General features: G+C 52.1%; 17 protein-coding genes. 10 read left to right on the top strand and 7 right to left on the bottom strand.

From position 1 onward, the window contains the following. The first annotated feature begins 48 nt into the window (after positions 1 to 48). Positions 49 to 768: a ribonuclease PH gene (gene rph, locus ACJJI1_RS07410; protein WP_413663824.1), complete on the top strand. Its 720-nt coding sequence runs from the start codon at positions 49 to 51 to the stop codon at positions 766 to 768. Between the two features lie 66 nt (positions 769 to 834). Here the strand turns inward: rph and ACJJI1_RS07405 are convergent, their stop codons facing one another. Then, positions 835 to 1,602 (bottom strand): exodeoxyribonuclease III, encoded by a 768-nt coding sequence (locus ACJJI1_RS07405; RefSeq protein WP_413663823.1) that lies wholly within the window; start codon positions 1,600 to 1,602, stop codon positions 835 to 837. 114 nt (positions 1,603 to 1,716) lie between these two features. Between ACJJI1_RS07405 and pyrE the strand changes: the two genes are divergently transcribed. Together pyrE and ACJJI1_RS07395 are read left to right on the top strand one after the other, a co-directional pair. Further along, positions 1,717 to 2,370, top strand: coding sequence for an orotate phosphoribosyltransferase (gene pyrE, locus ACJJI1_RS07400; protein ID WP_413663822.1), 654 nt, complete (start codon positions 1,717 to 1,719; stop codon positions 2,368 to 2,370). Between the two features lie 47 nt (positions 2,371 to 2,417). Then, positions 2,418 to 3,014: a hypothetical protein gene (locus ACJJI1_RS07395; protein WP_444915164.1), complete on the top strand. Its 597-nt coding sequence runs from the start codon at positions 2,418 to 2,420 to the stop codon at positions 3,012 to 3,014. Between the two features lie 64 nt (positions 3,015 to 3,078). On the opposite strand, the gene slmA is transcribed toward ACJJI1_RS07395, so the two are convergent. From slmA to coaBC, 4 genes are all read right to left on the bottom strand, one after another. After that, entirely contained in the window at positions 3,079 to 3,687 is a 609-nt protein-coding gene (gene slmA, locus ACJJI1_RS07390) for a nucleoid occlusion factor SlmA (protein ID WP_108735025.1), read from the bottom strand. 111 nt (positions 3,688 to 3,798) lie between these two features. After that, positions 3,799 to 4,716 (bottom strand): acetylglutamate kinase, encoded by a 918-nt coding sequence (gene argB / locus ACJJI1_RS07385; protein WP_444958974.1) that lies wholly within the window; start codon positions 4,714 to 4,716, stop codon positions 3,799 to 3,801. Between the two features lie 146 nt (positions 4,717 to 4,862). Further along, a complete protein-coding gene (locus ACJJI1_RS07380) occupies positions 4,863 to 7,238 on the bottom strand; it encodes a phosphomannomutase/phosphoglucomutase (RefSeq protein ID WP_444958973.1) in 2,376 nt (791 codons plus the stop codon). A 65-nt stretch (positions 7,239 to 7,303) separates the two neighbouring features. After that, complete coding sequence (gene coaBC, locus ACJJI1_RS07375) at positions 7,304 to 8,509, bottom strand: bifunctional phosphopantothenoylcysteine decarboxylase/phosphopantothenate--cysteine ligase CoaBC (protein WP_444958972.1); 1,206 nt, start codon at positions 8,507 to 8,509, stop codon at positions 7,304 to 7,306. 148 nt (positions 8,510 to 8,657) lie between these two features. On the opposite strand from coaBC, the gene radC reads away from it, so the two are divergent. The 7 genes from radC (at position 8,658) to ACJJI1_RS07340 (ending at position 13,349) form a co-directional block, all read left to right on the top strand. Next, positions 8,658 to 9,332 (top strand): RadC family protein, encoded by a 675-nt coding sequence (gene radC, locus ACJJI1_RS07370; protein WP_444892377.1) that lies wholly within the window; start codon positions 8,658 to 8,660, stop codon positions 9,330 to 9,332. 215 nt (positions 9,333 to 9,547) lie between these two features. Then, complete coding sequence (gene rpmB, locus ACJJI1_RS07365) at positions 9,548 to 9,784, top strand: 50S ribosomal protein L28 (RefSeq protein ID WP_020413982.1); 237 nt, start codon at positions 9,548 to 9,550, stop codon at positions 9,782 to 9,784. A gap of 36 nt (positions 9,785 to 9,820) precedes the next feature. Then, on the top strand, positions 9,821 to 9,976 hold the full coding sequence (gene rpmG / locus ACJJI1_RS07360; RefSeq protein WP_020413983.1) for a 50S ribosomal protein L33: 156 nt from the start codon (positions 9,821 to 9,823) through the stop codon (positions 9,974 to 9,976). Positions 9,977 to 10,073: 97 nt separating this feature from the next. Then, positions 10,074 to 10,889, top strand: a complete 816-nt coding sequence (mutM, locus tag ACJJI1_RS07355) for a bifunctional DNA-formamidopyrimidine glycosylase/DNA-(apurinic or apyrimidinic site) lyase (protein WP_444958971.1) — start codon at positions 10,074 to 10,076, stop codon at positions 10,887 to 10,889. A 71-nt stretch (positions 10,890 to 10,960) separates the two neighbouring features. Continuing rightward, the gene (locus ACJJI1_RS07350; protein WP_282934619.1) at positions 10,961 to 11,113 is read left to right on the top strand and encodes a DUF5993 family protein; all 153 of its coding nucleotides are present in this window, start codon (positions 10,961 to 10,963) and stop codon (positions 11,111 to 11,113) included. Between the two features lie 11 nt (positions 11,114 to 11,124). Further along, positions 11,125 to 11,673 (top strand): disulfide bond formation protein B, encoded by a 549-nt coding sequence (locus ACJJI1_RS07345; RefSeq protein WP_444958970.1) that lies wholly within the window; start codon positions 11,125 to 11,127, stop codon positions 11,671 to 11,673. Between the two features lie 83 nt (positions 11,674 to 11,756). Further along, positions 11,757 to 13,349, top strand: a complete 1,593-nt coding sequence (locus ACJJI1_RS07340) for an amidohydrolase (RefSeq protein WP_444958969.1) — start codon at positions 11,757 to 11,759, stop codon at positions 13,347 to 13,349. 46 nt (positions 13,350 to 13,395) lie between these two features. Here the strand turns inward: ACJJI1_RS07340 and ggt are convergent, their stop codons facing one another. Together ggt and coaD are read right to left on the bottom strand one after the other, a co-directional pair. After that, entirely contained in the window at positions 13,396 to 15,120 is a 1,725-nt protein-coding gene (gene ggt / locus ACJJI1_RS07335) for a gamma-glutamyltransferase (protein WP_413663814.1), read from the bottom strand. A 62-nt stretch (positions 15,121 to 15,182) separates the two neighbouring features. Continuing rightward, complete coding sequence (coaD, locus tag ACJJI1_RS07330) at positions 15,183 to 15,659, bottom strand: pantetheine-phosphate adenylyltransferase (RefSeq protein WP_282930647.1); 477 nt, start codon at positions 15,657 to 15,659, stop codon at positions 15,183 to 15,185. Positions 15,660 to 15,666: the final 7 nt, after the last annotated feature.

The following is a 15,666-nucleotide window of genomic DNA, read 5'->3' as shown; positions in this document are numbered from 1 at the left end:
TGCTGGGGTATATAATGCGGGGCTTTCATTCAATATTTGAGGTGGACTATGCAGCGTCCCAGTGGCCGCGCCCCTGCGCAATTGCGCCCGGTAAAAATTACCCGCAACTATACCCGTCATGCGGAGGGGTCTGTGTTGGTGGAGTTTGGTGATACCAAGGTTTTGTGTAATGCCTCTCTCTCCAGTGAAGTCCCAAGGTTTTTACGCGGCCAGGGCAGCGGTTGGATTACTGCAGAGTACGGCATGCTGCCACGCTCCACAGGCTCCCGTATGCCCAGGGAAGCGGCCAAGGGCAAGCAGAGTGGCCGCACCGTGGAAATTCAGCGCTTGATCGGGCGCTCACTGCGAGCGGCGGTAGACCTGGAGAAGCTAGGTGAGAATCAAATCACCGTCGATTGCGATGTTATCCAGGCCGATGGCGGTACCCGAACCGCAGCAATCACAGGTGCCTGTGTGGCACTGGTTGACGCCCTGCGTCATATGCAGAGGGAAAAAATCATTGCCGAAGATCCGCTTAAGAATATGGTAGCGGCGGTATCGGTGGGAATTTATGAGGGGGAGCCGTTACTGGACCTGGATTACCCGGAAGACAGTTCAGCGGATACCGATATGAATTTGGTGATGGCCGAAGATGGCGGCATGATCGAGGTTCAAGGCACTGCAGAGGGTGAGCCATTTACCGAAAAGCAGTTCGCTCAGATGCTGGGGTTGGGCAAGGCGGGTATTGATGAGTTGATCGCACTGCAAAAGCGGGCGCTGGACGAGTAAAGCTGCCGCCCCTTGGTTTGTATCCGGCCCTCTCCCAAAAGGGAAGGGGCCGGAACTCCGTGCGATTCAGACTTCGATTTCGTAGTCCATGATGACCGGTAAGTGGCTGGAGAATTTCACATTCTTATTGATTGCACCGTACTCAATGCGATTTTTCAGACCGTGAGAAACGATCTGCATATCAGTACGCCAGCCATCTCCTTCTCCGACAGTACCGCTGGGCCACCAGCTAAATTCGTCGGTATCTTTTACTACACGGCGAAAAGCATCGACATAACCAACATCATTAAACAGTTGGTCCAGCCAGCGCTGTTCGTGACGCATAAAGCCGGGAGAATCCTGGTGATCCTGCCAATTCTGTACGTCTGCACGACGGTGAGCCATGCCCCAGTTACCACAGAAAATAAAGTCGCGGCGTTTGCGGCTTATTTTTAGCAAGTGCGCCTGCATGTCCTCAAAGAATTGGACTTTTTTCTCTAACGACGTCTCATCTGAGGCGACTGGCGCGAGCAGGGAGCCAACACTCAGTCGCTCGAAATCCGCCTGTAGATAGCGGCCGTACATATCCTCACCATTGGCGAAGCCCATGCCGAATATGATGGCTTTGGGCTGGCTTCGGGTGTAGATAGCCACACCATTTTCGTGGGGGGTTCCCGAGTCGAAAAAGTAACTGTAATAACCGTCGGGGTGAAATATTGGGTGGTCCAATTCAGGCTCGAGAGAGCGCAGATCCTGAAGGCAGATAATATCTGCGTCCTGCTCCGCCAACCAATCGTAGAGACCGCGTTGGGCGGCCTGATGAACGCCGTCTACCGACAAGCTTACTATTCGCATTATTAGCCCCTTACCAGCGGACTGTGTATCATTAGAAACATTATATGCATGCCTACCCCCGGGAATGCTACGGGGAGGTCTCCCTTCACCTTAGCCAATAGTTAACAATTTTCCATGCAGCAATATCAGCGCGATTTTATCCAACTTGCCCTGGATCATCAGGTTTTGTGTTTCGGCGACTTCACATTGAAGTCGGGCCGTCAAAGCCCCTACTTTTTCAATGCCGGCCGTTTCCACACCGGTGCTGCACTGGCAGCGCTGGGACAGGCCTATGCCGAGGCGATAATCGCTTCGGGAGTGGAGTTCGATGTCATTTTTGGGCCGGCCTACAAAGGTATCCCGCTGGGAGCGGTGACTGCTGTGGCTCTAGCCCAAAAGGGGATCGATAAGCCTTTCTGTTACAACCGAAAAGAAGCCAAGGATCACGGTGAAGGCGGAACCTTAGTGGGTGCGCCACTTAATGGCAAGGTTTTGATTATCGATGATGTTATTACCGCGGGCACAGCCGTGCGCGAAGTGATGCAAATTATCGAATCTCATGGCGCAGAGGCGGCGGGAGTTGTGATTGGTCTCAACCGCCAGGAAAAGGCTAGCGAAGATTGTGAATTCTCCGCTATTCAGCAAGTTGAGAGACAGTACAATATTCCTGTGGTCGGCATCGTGCAGTTAGACGATGTGATTAGCTTTCTCGAGCAGGAGTCGAATGATAGCGATACTCTGCAGAAAATTGTGGACTACCGGCAGCGCTACGGTGTCGCGGGTCAATAAATTTTGTCCCCCCTAGCCGTGGGCCGGTTAATTTAGAGAGAAGAGCGATGCGAGTCGCCCCTTTAGTACCTCTATTGGTCAGCACCCTTTTGATGTTGGCTGTAGAGGCTTATGGCAACAATAGCCGGGTTTTGTATCGATACACTGATCACCAGGGAGTCCTGGTGATCAACGATGCTATTCCACCGGAATTTGTTCCAAATGGATATGAGATTCTCACTCTTACCGGTCGTGTAGTTGAAGTAGTTGCACCGCAGCTCAGTCCCGAAGAGTACCAAGCCGAACTTCAGCTAGAGGCCCAGCGGGAAGCGGATCGTAAGTTGCTCAAGCGCTATAACAGTATTGCGGATATTGAGAGTGCTCGGTCGCGCAAGTTGGCTGTCGTAGAGCAGGATATGGCTATCATGCGCTCAAATATCAGCAGTCTACGCCGGCAAATTGCCCAGGAAGAAGCCTCTGCTGCGCGCACGCAGCGGGGCGGCCGTGAGGTGGCTCCCGAATTGTTGCAGAGAATTGCTGATCTACAAAAAGAAATGGAAGTGCTTGAGGAGCGCCTCAGCCGGCGTGCGGCTGAAGCGGATACCATAGGGGTTGATTTCGATAAGGCGGTAGCCCGCTATACCGAACTTAATGCTGAGAGCTAGCTAATTTCTCAATGCCTGAATAATTTCGGAGGGCTACCGCTAAACAGCCCTCATGAGGAAATGGTTATCTGGCTGCAGCCACTGTCTCACGGAAGAAACCAGCCGTTAATACGGGCCACTGTTCTGCCCAGTACTCTGTAGGCTTACGCTTAAAACCGCTGCGCACGTATTGGACGATGCGCCCCTCCGCGCTCGCCAAAAGCAGGTTGGCAGCACCACCGAGAGGAAGAGTCGGGCGCAGGTGTTCGCGCAATTCGGCTTCGCGCAAGATCTGTCTAATTTGGGTTTCCAGTCGATCAAACAACTGCAGGATTCGTCCATGCAGCCTCTCAGTTTCACCGGTAAGCGCGTCGCCTGTAAGCAGGCGAGTGATTCCTGGATTGCGTTCACAGAACGCCAGAAGAAGCTGCAGAATTTTCTGGCAGCGATTGAGAGCCGAGGGCTCCTCCTGCAGGATCATTGCGATACGGCTGAAAATGGTCTCCTCAATAAATTCGATCAGCCCTTCAAACATCTTGGATTTACTGGGGAAGTGACGATATAGCGCGGCTTCAGAGAAACCAACTTCCTTGGCCAGTGCTGCTGTTGTAATACGTGCGCCGGGACTGACTTCCAGCATATGTGCTAGAGCTTCCAGGATTTGTTGACGCCGATTGATTTTTTCGCTGCTCATTGACTGCCTTTGGTCCGCTTGGGGGGCGGAATTTAGTTTTGCTCTTGTCGTCTTATTTTGACGGCGGCGGAATCCTACCGATTCGCCGGGCTGTCTTCAATTGCCAAGGGCCTAGTGGTCCACAGTTTGCGCTTCGATGTTGGTAATCAGGGTACCCACGCCTCGATCTGTAAATATTTCGAGCAATATGGCGTGGGGCACACGGCCGTCGATGATGTGAGCGGAATTTACCCCATCCTGTACAGCGTCCAGAGCGCAGCTGATTTTTGGCAGCATGCCGCCATAGATGGTGCCATCCTGAATTAAGCCCTCTACTTCATTGGTAGTCAGTCCAGTGAGAACCTCCCCCTCCTTATCCTGCAGACCGGCGACGTTGGTGAGTAACATCAGCTTTTCTGCTTTCAATTCCTCAGCGATTTTTCCAGCGACGAGATCGGCATTAATATTGTATGAAACCCCATTGCCGTCGACTCCGATGGGCGCAATAACCGGGATAAAGTCGCTGTGAACCAGCATATTGATCACATCAATATTAACTTTTTCGACTTCTCCTACCTGGCCGATATCAATGATTTCAGAGGCATGTAGCCCCGCACTCTCATTTTTTCGGGTCAACTTTCGCGCTTTAACCAGCAATCCGTCTTTACCGGTGATACCTACCGCGCGGCCCCCATTTTTGTTAATCAAATTGACGATCTGTTTGTTGACGGTGCCCCCTAACACCATCTCCACAACATCCATGGTTTCGCTATCGGTGACTCTCATTCCGTCTACGAAGCGGGACTCAATACTGAGCTTGTTTAGCAGCTGCCCGATTTGAGGTCCGCCACCGTGCACTACCACTGGGTTCATACCTACCAGCTTCATCAGGATAATGTCTCGCGCGAAACTGTTTTGTAGTTGCTCATCCACCATGGCGTTGCCACCGAACTTGACCACAATAGTTTTACCCGTAAAGCGCTGGATATAGGGCAGTGCTTCATTGAGGACCTGGGCACTTTTCAGCGCAGAGTTTAGATCTAGGGACATGGGCAGTTCCTTACACAGGGCGAAAGGGAATCAGGTTTGGGGTCCTGAATTGAGTCGCCAACGATTTAAAGCAAATGTGGTGGATTGTTTTCTAAGCAATAGGGGCAGTGGCCCGATGGCGGCGCAGTCTATTCCGCCGTTTTATCTTAATCGAGCAGCTGCCAGTCGGGTACAGTAATTGCGGGAGCAATCTTTCTGAGCTGTCCCATCACCTCAGTACGGATGCGCTCCAGGGCCTGTTCATTTTCAGCCTCAAAGCGCAGGGTTAGTGCGCTAGTGGTATTGGAGGCACGTACAAGCCCCCAGCCATCGGGAAACTCTATGCGCAGGCCGTCGATAGTATTGATATCGGCATTGCCAAAATTCCCCTTATCGCGCAGCTGGTCTATCAGTGAAAACTTCTCAGTTTCCTCTACTGGTAGCAGGATCTCAGGGGTGCTGTGCATTTTCGGCAAGGTGTCGAGGAGTTCATCAAGACTTTGTTCGCGCAGTGCCATAATTTCTAGTACCCGCGCAGCAGCGTAGATACCATCGTCGAAACCAAACCAGCGGTCCTTAATAAAGATATGTCCGGAAAGCTCGCCGCCCAAAATGGCTTTGGTCTCCAACATCTTGGCTTTCATCGGAGAGTGTCCGGTCTTCCACATAATGGGGCGGCCCCCATACTGGCTGATTAGCTGGGATAAACTGCGACTGCTCTTAACGTCGAAGACAATATTTTCTCCCGGATTGCGCGCAAGGATATCCCTTGCCAGCAACATAACCAGTTGATCTGCCCAAGCGATACGGCCGCTGCTTGAAATCAGGGTAACACGATCACCATCACCATCCAGGGCCACGCCCAGATCTGCTCCTGTAGCCAGCACTTTTTCAGTTAAGGCTCCGAGGTTTTCCGGTCTGGATGGGTCCGGTGCGTGATTGGGGAAGTTGCCATCCACCTCACAATAGATCGGTGTTACTGCACAGCCGAGCTGCTCAAAGAGGCGGGGAGCCAGGTTGGAGGTGGCGCCATTGCCAGCATCGACAACCAAGTGCGGTTGCCCGGCGAGGGCGACATTATTGAAAACTTCATCGATATATTTATCGGTGATTTCTTGCTCCCGATTGGCGCCTTCCCCACTTTTGAATGGGCCTTTTTTCATCAACTGGTAGAGCCCCTGCAGTTTGTCTTCCGCCAGGGCGCGACCTTTCAGTACGATCTTAAAGCCGTTGTATTCCGCAGGGTTGTGGCTTGCGGTAACAATGACCCCACTACTGGTATTTTTTCCTTTCGCACAAGCGTAATAGAGAAGTGGTGATGGAATCAGGCCGAGATTAATAGAGTTGCAGCCACTATCTAGAATTCCCTCAATCAGGCACTGGCTAAGTGTCTCACTGCTATTGCGTCCATCTCGGCCAACTAGTAAGAGATGTTCTCCAGCGTGCTGTGCCAGGGTGCCGAGCGCTCTACCTAGTTGATAGGCAAAAGGTTCGTTGATTTCCTGCCCGGCGATTCCACGGATATCGTAGGCGCGGAAAACATGCTGGGGATACTCAGAGGTCAGAGGCAGCTCGGGCTTGTCATCGTCACTTTCTGGCAAGTCCTTTGAACTATTTTCTTTTTCTTCGCTTTCTGAGTTCTCCGAATCAGAGTCCGAGATACTGGGTGCTGAGGCCAAGCTCTGCGGCAGAAAATCTGTATTGGGAGCCTGTGTAGTTCCTCCATCAGAGGCTTGTGGGTGCGCCTTATTAAGCTCGCTGCCACTAGCATCCTTACTTCTTTCCCATGGGGCTCTCGAATCGCGAGGTAGGAATTTCAGTAGGGCAAATAGGCTCACCAATATTCCAATACCGGCTCCGATGTAAATCCAGGACGTGGGCAGACTGTGCTGTTCGACAAAGGTTTGAGAGGGACTGAAGTGGAGGCTTAAATAGCTGTCCTCAAGTTGCTCTACAGTGTTGTAGCCTTTTCCTATGCCTGCGCGCCACAGTGTTTGTCGGTGGGCATCGGGAAACTTCTGCATTAACTGAACTTGTCCATGACTACCGCCCAGACTTTTTAAAATGTTTTCCAGCACGGAAAAGGGTTGGGTAGCCAGTAGTTGTTCATTTTCCAGGGTGATAACACTATGAAGTTGCCAGCTATTTTCCACACCTGTACGCAGTACTTCCATCGGTTGCTCAGGTGTTTCCTGACTGCGCTTTAACAGATCGACCAAGGCAAAGTTCAGGGAGGGATTTTGCCCTGAGCCCACTCGAACCTGTTCGGAAGAAAAGGCCTGGAGGGATACCTGCTCAGGTAGTTTGGTAGATTCAATCAGTGTTGCTGCAGGGAGCTTCCTTGATCTAAGGGCCTGCAGGCGCTTCGAATAGTCTGCGACGTAAGACTGCACGACTTCAGCTAGTTCGGCAGTTTTTTGCTTGGCGGCTAGCTCAATCTGCGAATGATTGTGGGGTATTACAAGATACTGGATTAACAGATAGGCACCGCCCAGCCAAGCGACAACTACTAATAATAACGGTAAAAATAACCCTTTCTGCATGGTACCGCCTGGTTTCTTTTTGTTGTTGGAGCCCACAGATATCCCTGATTTGAGCGTAAATGTTGTCACTGAGCCTTGGAGGCGATGAGTTCAATGAGCTGTCGGGCTAGGTCGGTCTTTAATGCGGGAGCCAGTCGGCTCTGACCATCCGCATCTATCACAGTGACAGCGTTGTGATCGCTGTTAAATCCCGAATCCGATTGGCTCACATCGTTGGCAATGATCATATCGAGGTTTTTTCGCTGCAGCTTGCTCTGGGCGTGGGCGAGAACCTGTTCTGTCTCTGCGGCGAACCCGATAGTGAAAGGCCGTAGCTCAGTACGCGTGGCTATGGCTGCAACAATATCGGGATTTTTGATGAGGGCAATTGCATCATCATCTTGCCCGTCTTTCTTTTTGATTTTCTGCTCAGCGACTTGGGCCGGGCGGAAATCAGCAACGGCTGCTGCACTGATAAAGATATCGCAGTGATCGGCGGCACTTTTGGCGGCCTCATACATATCCTGGGCGCTGATAACATCGATACGATTGACCTTTGGCGGCGTGTCCAAATTTACGGGGCCGGCAATCAATGTCACTTCGGCACCGGCACTCTGCGCCGCCGCGGCCAGGGCGAAGCCCATTTTTCCAGAGCTGTGGTTGCTGAGGAATCTCACTGGGTCAATGGCTTCCCTGGTAGGGCCGGCAGTGATTACTACTTTACGGCCCTGCAGTGAGTGGCTTGTATGAAACAGGGATTCAGTGTGTTCCGCCAGGTTTTCTGGTTCCAACATACGGCCGGGGCCCACGTCGCCACAGGCCTGGCTACCCGCGCCTGGGCCCCAGAATATGACTCCGCGCTCTTTTAGGGTCTGAGCATTGGCTGAGGTAGCTGCGTGGCGCCACATGGCTTGGTTCATGGCTGGTGCCAGGGCCAGGGGGGCTTCGCTGGCCAAACAAAGGGTGGTTAAGAGGTCATCAGCCATACCGGCAGCCAACTTTGCCATTACCTGGGCACTGGCTGGAGCAATCAGGATAAGATCAGCCCATTTCGCCAGTTCGATATGACCCATAGCGGCTTCTGCCGAGGGATCCAACAAGTCTGTATGCACCGGGTTAGCGGATAGCGCCTGAAAGGTCAGTGGCTGTACAAACTTCTGTGCTCCGGCGCTCATTACCACTCGGACATCGGCACCGCGCTCTTTGAGCCGGCGAACCAGGTCGGCACTCTTATAGGCGGCAATTCCACCGCTGATACCTAAAAGTATGCGTTTGTCGGCCAGAGAGGACATAAATGCTGTTTCCGATTTGGTGCGAGCCGGTAAGATTAGCATTTCTGTGTCGTTTCTTATAAGACTGCAGTAGTGCTTCAAAGGCGCAGCATGGAAGAGGTGTTCAGTAGATGTGCGATAGATAAGACACTGACTAACTGGGCTACAAATGAAAATAAAGGACTGGCCGGCAGGTGAGAGGCCCCGGGAAAAGCTGTTGGAGAGAGGGGCTGAGGCTCTGTCGGATGCAGAGCTGTTGGCAATTTTTCTGCGCGTGGGGCTACCCGGCCTCTCAGCAGTGGATCTGGCCAGGGGACTACTCAATGATTTTGGTGGCTTGCGCCCCCTATTAGAGGCCGAGCGGGATGACTTTTGTCGCGCGCGAGGGCTCGGTGACGCCAAGTTTGCGCAGTTGCAAGCGGCGCTGGAAATGGCCAAGCGGCACTTGGCGGAGACGATACAGCACGGCAGCGCACTGTGCAGTCCCGGAGCGGTCAGGGATTACCTGGCAATCCAGCTCAGGCACCGGCGCAGGGAAGTGTTCTGCTGCCTCTACCTGGATAATCAACATCGGGTGATCGCTTTTGAGGAGTTGTTCGAGGGGACTCTGAATGCAGCGAATGTCTACCCGCGCGAAGTAGTACAGCAAGCGCTGTTGAAGGGAGCTGCGGCGGTTATTTTGGCGCATAACCACCCGTCTGGTGTCAGTGAGCCCAGCCAGGCAGATATCTGGATTACCGAGCGTTTGACCCAGGCACTAGAGCTGGTGGATATTAAGGTTCTGGACCATTTGATCGTCGGTGAGGGCAAGGCGCTATCCTTTGCAGAGCAGGGATTGATGTAAAGGTGTCGTTCCCGGCGTTGAAATGTTGTACAAAACTTGCTCCCTACGGGCTCTTTTGGTATAAAACGCCGCTCTTTGCGGCCGGGCCAGATTCTGCACAGGTTCCGCCGCCATCCAGGAACCGGATTAGAATCCCGATTTTTATGTTCCCGCACTACCTTTTCCTCTTCAGGATTGGCGCCATGCGGGCACAAGCGTTTTGAAGAGGCCAACAGATGTCCAAGGTATGTCAGGTAACCGGTAAGCGTCCGGTCACCGGAAACAATGTATCCCACGCTAAGAACCGCACCAAGCGTCGCTTCGTGCCGAACCTGCACAGCCACCGTTTCTGGGTTGAATCCGAGAAGCGTTTTGTGAAGCTGCGTGTTTCCGCGAAAGGCATGCGCGTTATCGATAAGAAAGGTATCGACGCTGTCTTGACTGAGCTGCGCGCCCGCGGCGAAAAAGTGTAACGGCTGTAGCCCAGCTAATAGATTGGAGATAGAGCAATGCGTGAGAAGATTCGTCTGAATTCCAGCGCCGGTACTGGCCACTTCTACACCACTACCAAAAACAAGCGCAACATGCCTGAGAAAATGGAGATCAAAAAGTACGATCCCGTTGTACGCAAGCATGTAATGTACAAGGAAGGCAAAATTAAATAATTGCCTACCGCTACTGTACAGAAAGCCCGGTTCTAACCGGGCTTTTTTGTGCGTATTGGAAATTGAGCAGCCAGTTTACACAGGGTAACTCCAGACGATGCCAGAGCTCCCAGAAGTAGAAACCACTCTCAGAGGCCTGCAACCTCACCTGGAGGGGCACAAAATTCGCTCCGCAAAAGTGCGTCAGCACCAGTTGCGCTGGCCCGTGGAAGCAGACTTTGAGCGACGTATCCGCAATGCCCGGATACTGAAGCTGGAGCGCCGGGCCAAATACTTACTGGTGCATACTGACAAGGGCTGCGCTATCTGGCACCTGGGGATGTCTGGCAGCTTGCGTATGGTTGAGGCTGCACTGGCACCGGAAAAGCATGATCATATCGACTGGCGCCTGGATAGTGGTCTCACACTGCGTTACCGCGACCCGCGCCGTTTTGGTGCCCTACTGTGGACGGTAGCGGACCCTCTGACCCACGACTTACTCAGCCACCTGGGCCCAGAGCCTCTCTCGGAAGAATTTAGTGGTGACTATCTGTTCGAGACTTCGCGCAAGCGCAAGCAATCGGTCAAAACCTTTATCATGGATGGCCGTATCGTTGTGGGGGTGGGCAATATTTACGCCAGTGAATCTCTTTTCCTGGCGGGCATTCGCCCAGATCGACAGGCCGGTTCTATTTCCAAAGTCCGATACCAGCGCTTGGCTGAGTCCATAAAGCAGGTTCTCAGTCAGGCGATCGCCCAAGGTGGGACTACCTTGCGGGACTTTATCGGCGGCGATGGAAAACCAGGTTATTTCGCCCAACAACTAAATGTTTATGGCCGTGCGGGTGAGCCCTGTCCCTCTTGTGGCCGAGCAGTTAAAGATATGGTTTTAGGGCAGAGAAATACCTTTTTCTGCTCTAGCTGCCAACGTTAAATCGCATCCTTCTGGCAGCTTTAGGCAATACTTATATCATCGTATTGCCGATAAGGAGCTGCTTAGTGGTCATGATATTGCCTTTTCTAACGGTCACCCTGTCGATTTGGGCCGTTTGGAATGGTCGCCGCCGCTCCGCAATGGGCTGGTGGTTGTTGACCTTGCTGATCTTCATTATGTGGTGTGGATATCATATGACGCGAGCACTGTCGCTGTCTTTCTAGGGACCGTGCCCATGATGGTGTTTATGGTCAGAAGGCTGGATAGCCTGGCGCTGTTAGCGGTAAGCATAATCCTATGGATTGCCTTGATCATGGAGTTGGTATCTCACCAACACCCCTGCCCTCTCTGTCTCTTACAACGTGTCGCCTTTGCCATGATTGGCATGGGATTGATGTTGAACCTGCGCTTTAGTATTCGTGCAGAGCATTACGGCGTTGTTATTCTTTCGTGTCTGGCCGGTCTGGCTGCTGCTGTCAGGCAGGTATTGCTGCATATCAGCCCTGGCGATCCAGGGTTTGGCAGCCCAGTATTTGGCTTACATTTATACACTTGGTCTGCGCTGATTTTCTTTGTCTTACTGATCTACTGTGGCGTTGCATTAATGTTTGGCTTTAAGCGGCGAAGTTTTGCCACGAGAGAGTTTACTTTGATTGAAAAGTGCATTGCCATCTCGTTCTTCACTGTCGTGTTGGCCAATTTAGTCGCGGTTCTCCTCGAGTGCGGCCTGGGTCCCTGTACCAGTGGGTCATTTGGGTATCACTGGTTGTGGTCTCGAGGTTAGGCACACAAATGTGTCCGAGCTTTCTACACTTTTCCTGATAAGACCCGAGTATCGGGAATTGCAGAAAACTGTGAGGAGTTCCTATGCGCCTGGCCTGCCTGCTCATTTCACTATTGTTAATTGCTTGTGAAAGGGCTGAATCCCCCTCGCCGGCCGCCAGTGTAGAACCCGCCCAGCACGTTTTAAGGAATGCGTATATCTATACCGTCGACCCGGCCCGCAGTATTGCCTCGGCAATGGCTATCCGTGATGGGCGCATTGTTTATGTGGGTACAGATCGGGGGGCAGAAGCCCTTGTAGGAGAGGGAACGAAGGTTACTGATCTCAGTGGAAAAATGGTATTGCCCGGTTTTATTCAGCAAATACCTGATGTTGGTATCAGTGACAGTTTGGATTTATCCACATATAAAACTGTAGAGGGGTATGAGAATAGTGTTCGTAAATTTATTCAGGCCAACCCCGAGAAGCAGCTTGTCGTCGGCAGCGGCTGGCGTCATGTCATTTTTGCACCACACAGACCACATAAAGCAATATTGGATCAAATAAATGATTTGATCCCCATTATTCTTTTCTCAGAAGATGGCGCCAGTGTATGGACTAACTCTGAAGGTATTGCCGCAGCTGGGATTGATATGGAGTCTAATTTTTCTGAGGGCGGTAGAATCGAAAAAGGTGAAGATGGTCTTCCCATCGGTATTTTTCATGGTCGTGAAGCGGTGGAGGTTTTTTCCCGTCTGATACCCGTAAATAATGAGGGTGAAAAACCAACTCGAAGTTTTTCAGAGATTAAGAATATTGCGGCCAAGAGAGGCGTAACTACTTTTTTTCAGGCTGTAATGCCGCTCAATGATTTAAATAAATATCTCAGCGCTTTCGATCGCCCACTATCGTCAGAGAAATTAAGTTTGCGTATCCGAGCATCCTTTGAAATAGCGATGGATGTCACTGGTAAAAAACTTAGAGAATTGCAGAAGGTTGCAGAAAAATATTCCGACGATGATTTCAAGATCAATTCGGTCAGTTTGAAAGCTGACAAGGTAGGTTTAGGTGATCAACGTGATTCAGGCCTGTCGAGTGAACTTATTTCCAAGATAATTGCTCGTGCTAATTCACATAATTTCCAGTTTTACCTGGATGCTAAGAGTAATAAAGAGTTGGCAGCTCTACAAAAACTTATACAGATATCCCTGGATGGTGGCAGGGAGTTGGGATTGCGTAACACCCTGCTTAATATCAGTTCGGATAATGCTGGGAGTGTATTGTCAGCTGATAAGGAAAAACCGATTTTATTGCTGTCAGTAGCAGCGCGCTCAAAAGTTTCTCCAGATGATAAAAGTTACTTAACTGAAAGTCGAAAATCTAATACAGAGCCTCGTCATATAGCCGTGGTTATGGACTCGGGATATGTTGCCGGGAGAGAGGTGTCACCAATCCAGAACATCCATGCTGGAGTCAGTAACCAGATATCATTGGAGACAATGATTGAAATGTTCACTTTTACCGGTGCTGTTACGAATCACCTGGAGCAGGATACCGGTAGTTTGGAGGTGGGAAAGTGGGCGGACTTTATTGTTTTGGACAAAAACCTGTTTTTAATTTCGCAGCGAGATATTGGTAGTGTCCGGGTGATACAGACTTATTACAAAGGTCAGAAAGTCTATGACCGCAGGCGCTAAGGAGAGGAAGAAACCGAGGGGCAGTGCGCCCCTCGGTTGATCAATGTTAACGCCCTTGGGCGCTGCCCTCGCGGCGGGGGTCGGCTCCCCCGTACAGCTTGTTATTTTGCAAAGCGATTGCATGGATACCACTGTTGAGGCCCCTTTCGACAACCTCGTGCCCACGGGCTTCGAGTTTCTCGATAGTATCGGGGCTGAAAAAGCCGGGCTCCAATTCGACTCTCTTACCGATTGCACCGATATTTCCCGCAGAAATCGCTTCGGCAATCGGCATATTCAAGCCCAGGTGGTAGAGAATGGTGCGCGCGGTGTAGTCAATAATTCGTGAGCCGCCGGGGGAACCCACCAGAAGGCGCATGCTGCCATCTTTGTTGAAAACGATGGTGGGGGACATGGAAGAGCGTGGTCTCTTGCGCGCTTGAATGCGGTTGGCCACCCGCTCCCCACTACTGTTTTTTGGAGTGAAGGAAAAATCGGTGAGCTGGTTGTTGAGCAGGAAGCCCTTCACCATCAGGCGCGACCCGAAGCCGGTTTCAATACTGGTCGTCATACTGACACCATTACCGTAGCGGTCGACAATCACTAAATGACTGGTGTTGGGCAACTCTGGCGACTGGGCCATCACCCGCTTCACCCCGAGTTCGGCTGGGGTACCCGGAGTCGCAGCTGTGGCGGAGTCCGGGTCGATTAACTGCGCGCGGCGAGCCAAATAATCCCTGGACACCAGTGATTTACTGGGTACTTGGACAAAGTCGGAATCACCGGAGTAGGTGTTGCGATCGGCAAATGCCAGTTCCGAAGCTTCGATAAATAAGTGGGTGAGCAGATCACTGCCAGGCTCGAAGCGCTCCAGTGGGAATTGTTGCAGCATGCCCAGAATGCCGCCTACTGTGGTACCTCCGGACGATGGGGCATCCGCACCGCACACACGATATTCGAGAAACTCCGAACACAGGGGCTGGCGCTCCTTGGCCCGGTAGCTAACCATATCTTCGAGGCTCAGGAGCCCAGGGTTGGCACTGTCATAGCGCACAGCTTTGACGATAGCCTTGGCAATGTCGCCGTGATAGAAGGCATCCGCACCGCCCTGGGCAATTGCCTCCAGAGTTTCCGCGTAAGCTGGATTTTTCAAGTTGTGACCCACCGGCAGGGGCTTGCCATCACTGTTGAAGAAGTAGCTGGCAATTTCCGGTCGAGCAGCCACCTTCGGCATGCGCAGTAACAGCTGGTGAAGGCGCGGTGATATCTGAAAGCCGGATTTGGCCAGGTGTATGGCCGGCTGAAATAACTGCTCCCAGGGTAACTTGCCATCGCGCTCGTGAGCCATTTCCAGCATTCGCACAACACCGGGAACGCCGACCGAGTAGCCGCCGATTACAGACTCAAAAAATGAACGCGGCTTGTTGTCGCGGATAAAGTAATTTTCATCTACCTGAGAGGGGGCTGTCTCGCGCCCGTCGTAGTACTTGAGCTTCTTTGCCGCAGCGTCATAGCTGAGCATAAATGCCCCGCCACCAATCCCGGAGGATTGTGGTTCTACCAATCCCAATACCATTTGAGCGGCAATGGCGGCGTCCACAGCGCTGCCGCCCCGGGCGAGAATCTGCTCGGCAGCCCGGCTGGCATGGGGGTTGGCAGTGACTGCCATATAGAAGTTGGCCGTTGAGGACTTAACGGCAGTGCGACCGGTATCAAACTCCGGTTGTGGTTCATCGGCAAAAGCGAAAGCGGGACTCAGAACCAGTGCAAAGGCGGCGAGAAAGTTGCGCACGTAACACTCCGCGGATTGTGGATAAATCCGCTCGAGTGTATCAGAAATAGCCAGATTCCGGCTTAACGAAATTTCTCTTCCAGCGCGCTTTGTACAGCAGCCGGAACAAACTTGGTGACATCGCCGCCCAGGGAGGCAATTTCACGCACTAAAGAGGATGAAATGTAGGATAAATGTTCTGCCGGTGTCAGAAACAGACTTTCCATATTGGGCGCTAACTGACGGTTCATATTGGCCAGCTGGAACTCGTATTCAAAGTCGGACACCGCGCGCAGACCGCGCAGTACGCCATACGCATCTACCTGGCGCACCAGGTCGGCGAGCAGGATATCGAACCCAATGACTTCGACATTGGGCAGGTGGCCGAGAACTTTTTGTGAAAGTTCTACCCGCTCCTCTAAGGTGAACAGGGGGTTTTTGCGGTTGCTGGCAGCCACAGCCACGATAACGTGGTCAAACAAGCGGCATGCGCGCTCCACCAAGTCCAAGTGACCATTGGTGATGGGATCGAAGGTTCCGGGATAGACGACTTTTTTCATACGCCAG

Source organism: Microbulbifer maximicatervae (SeqCode), assembly GCF_052467065.1.
The sequence above is the reverse complement of the archived record's forward strand: the minus strand, read 5'-3'. Positions and strand labels throughout refer to the sequence as shown.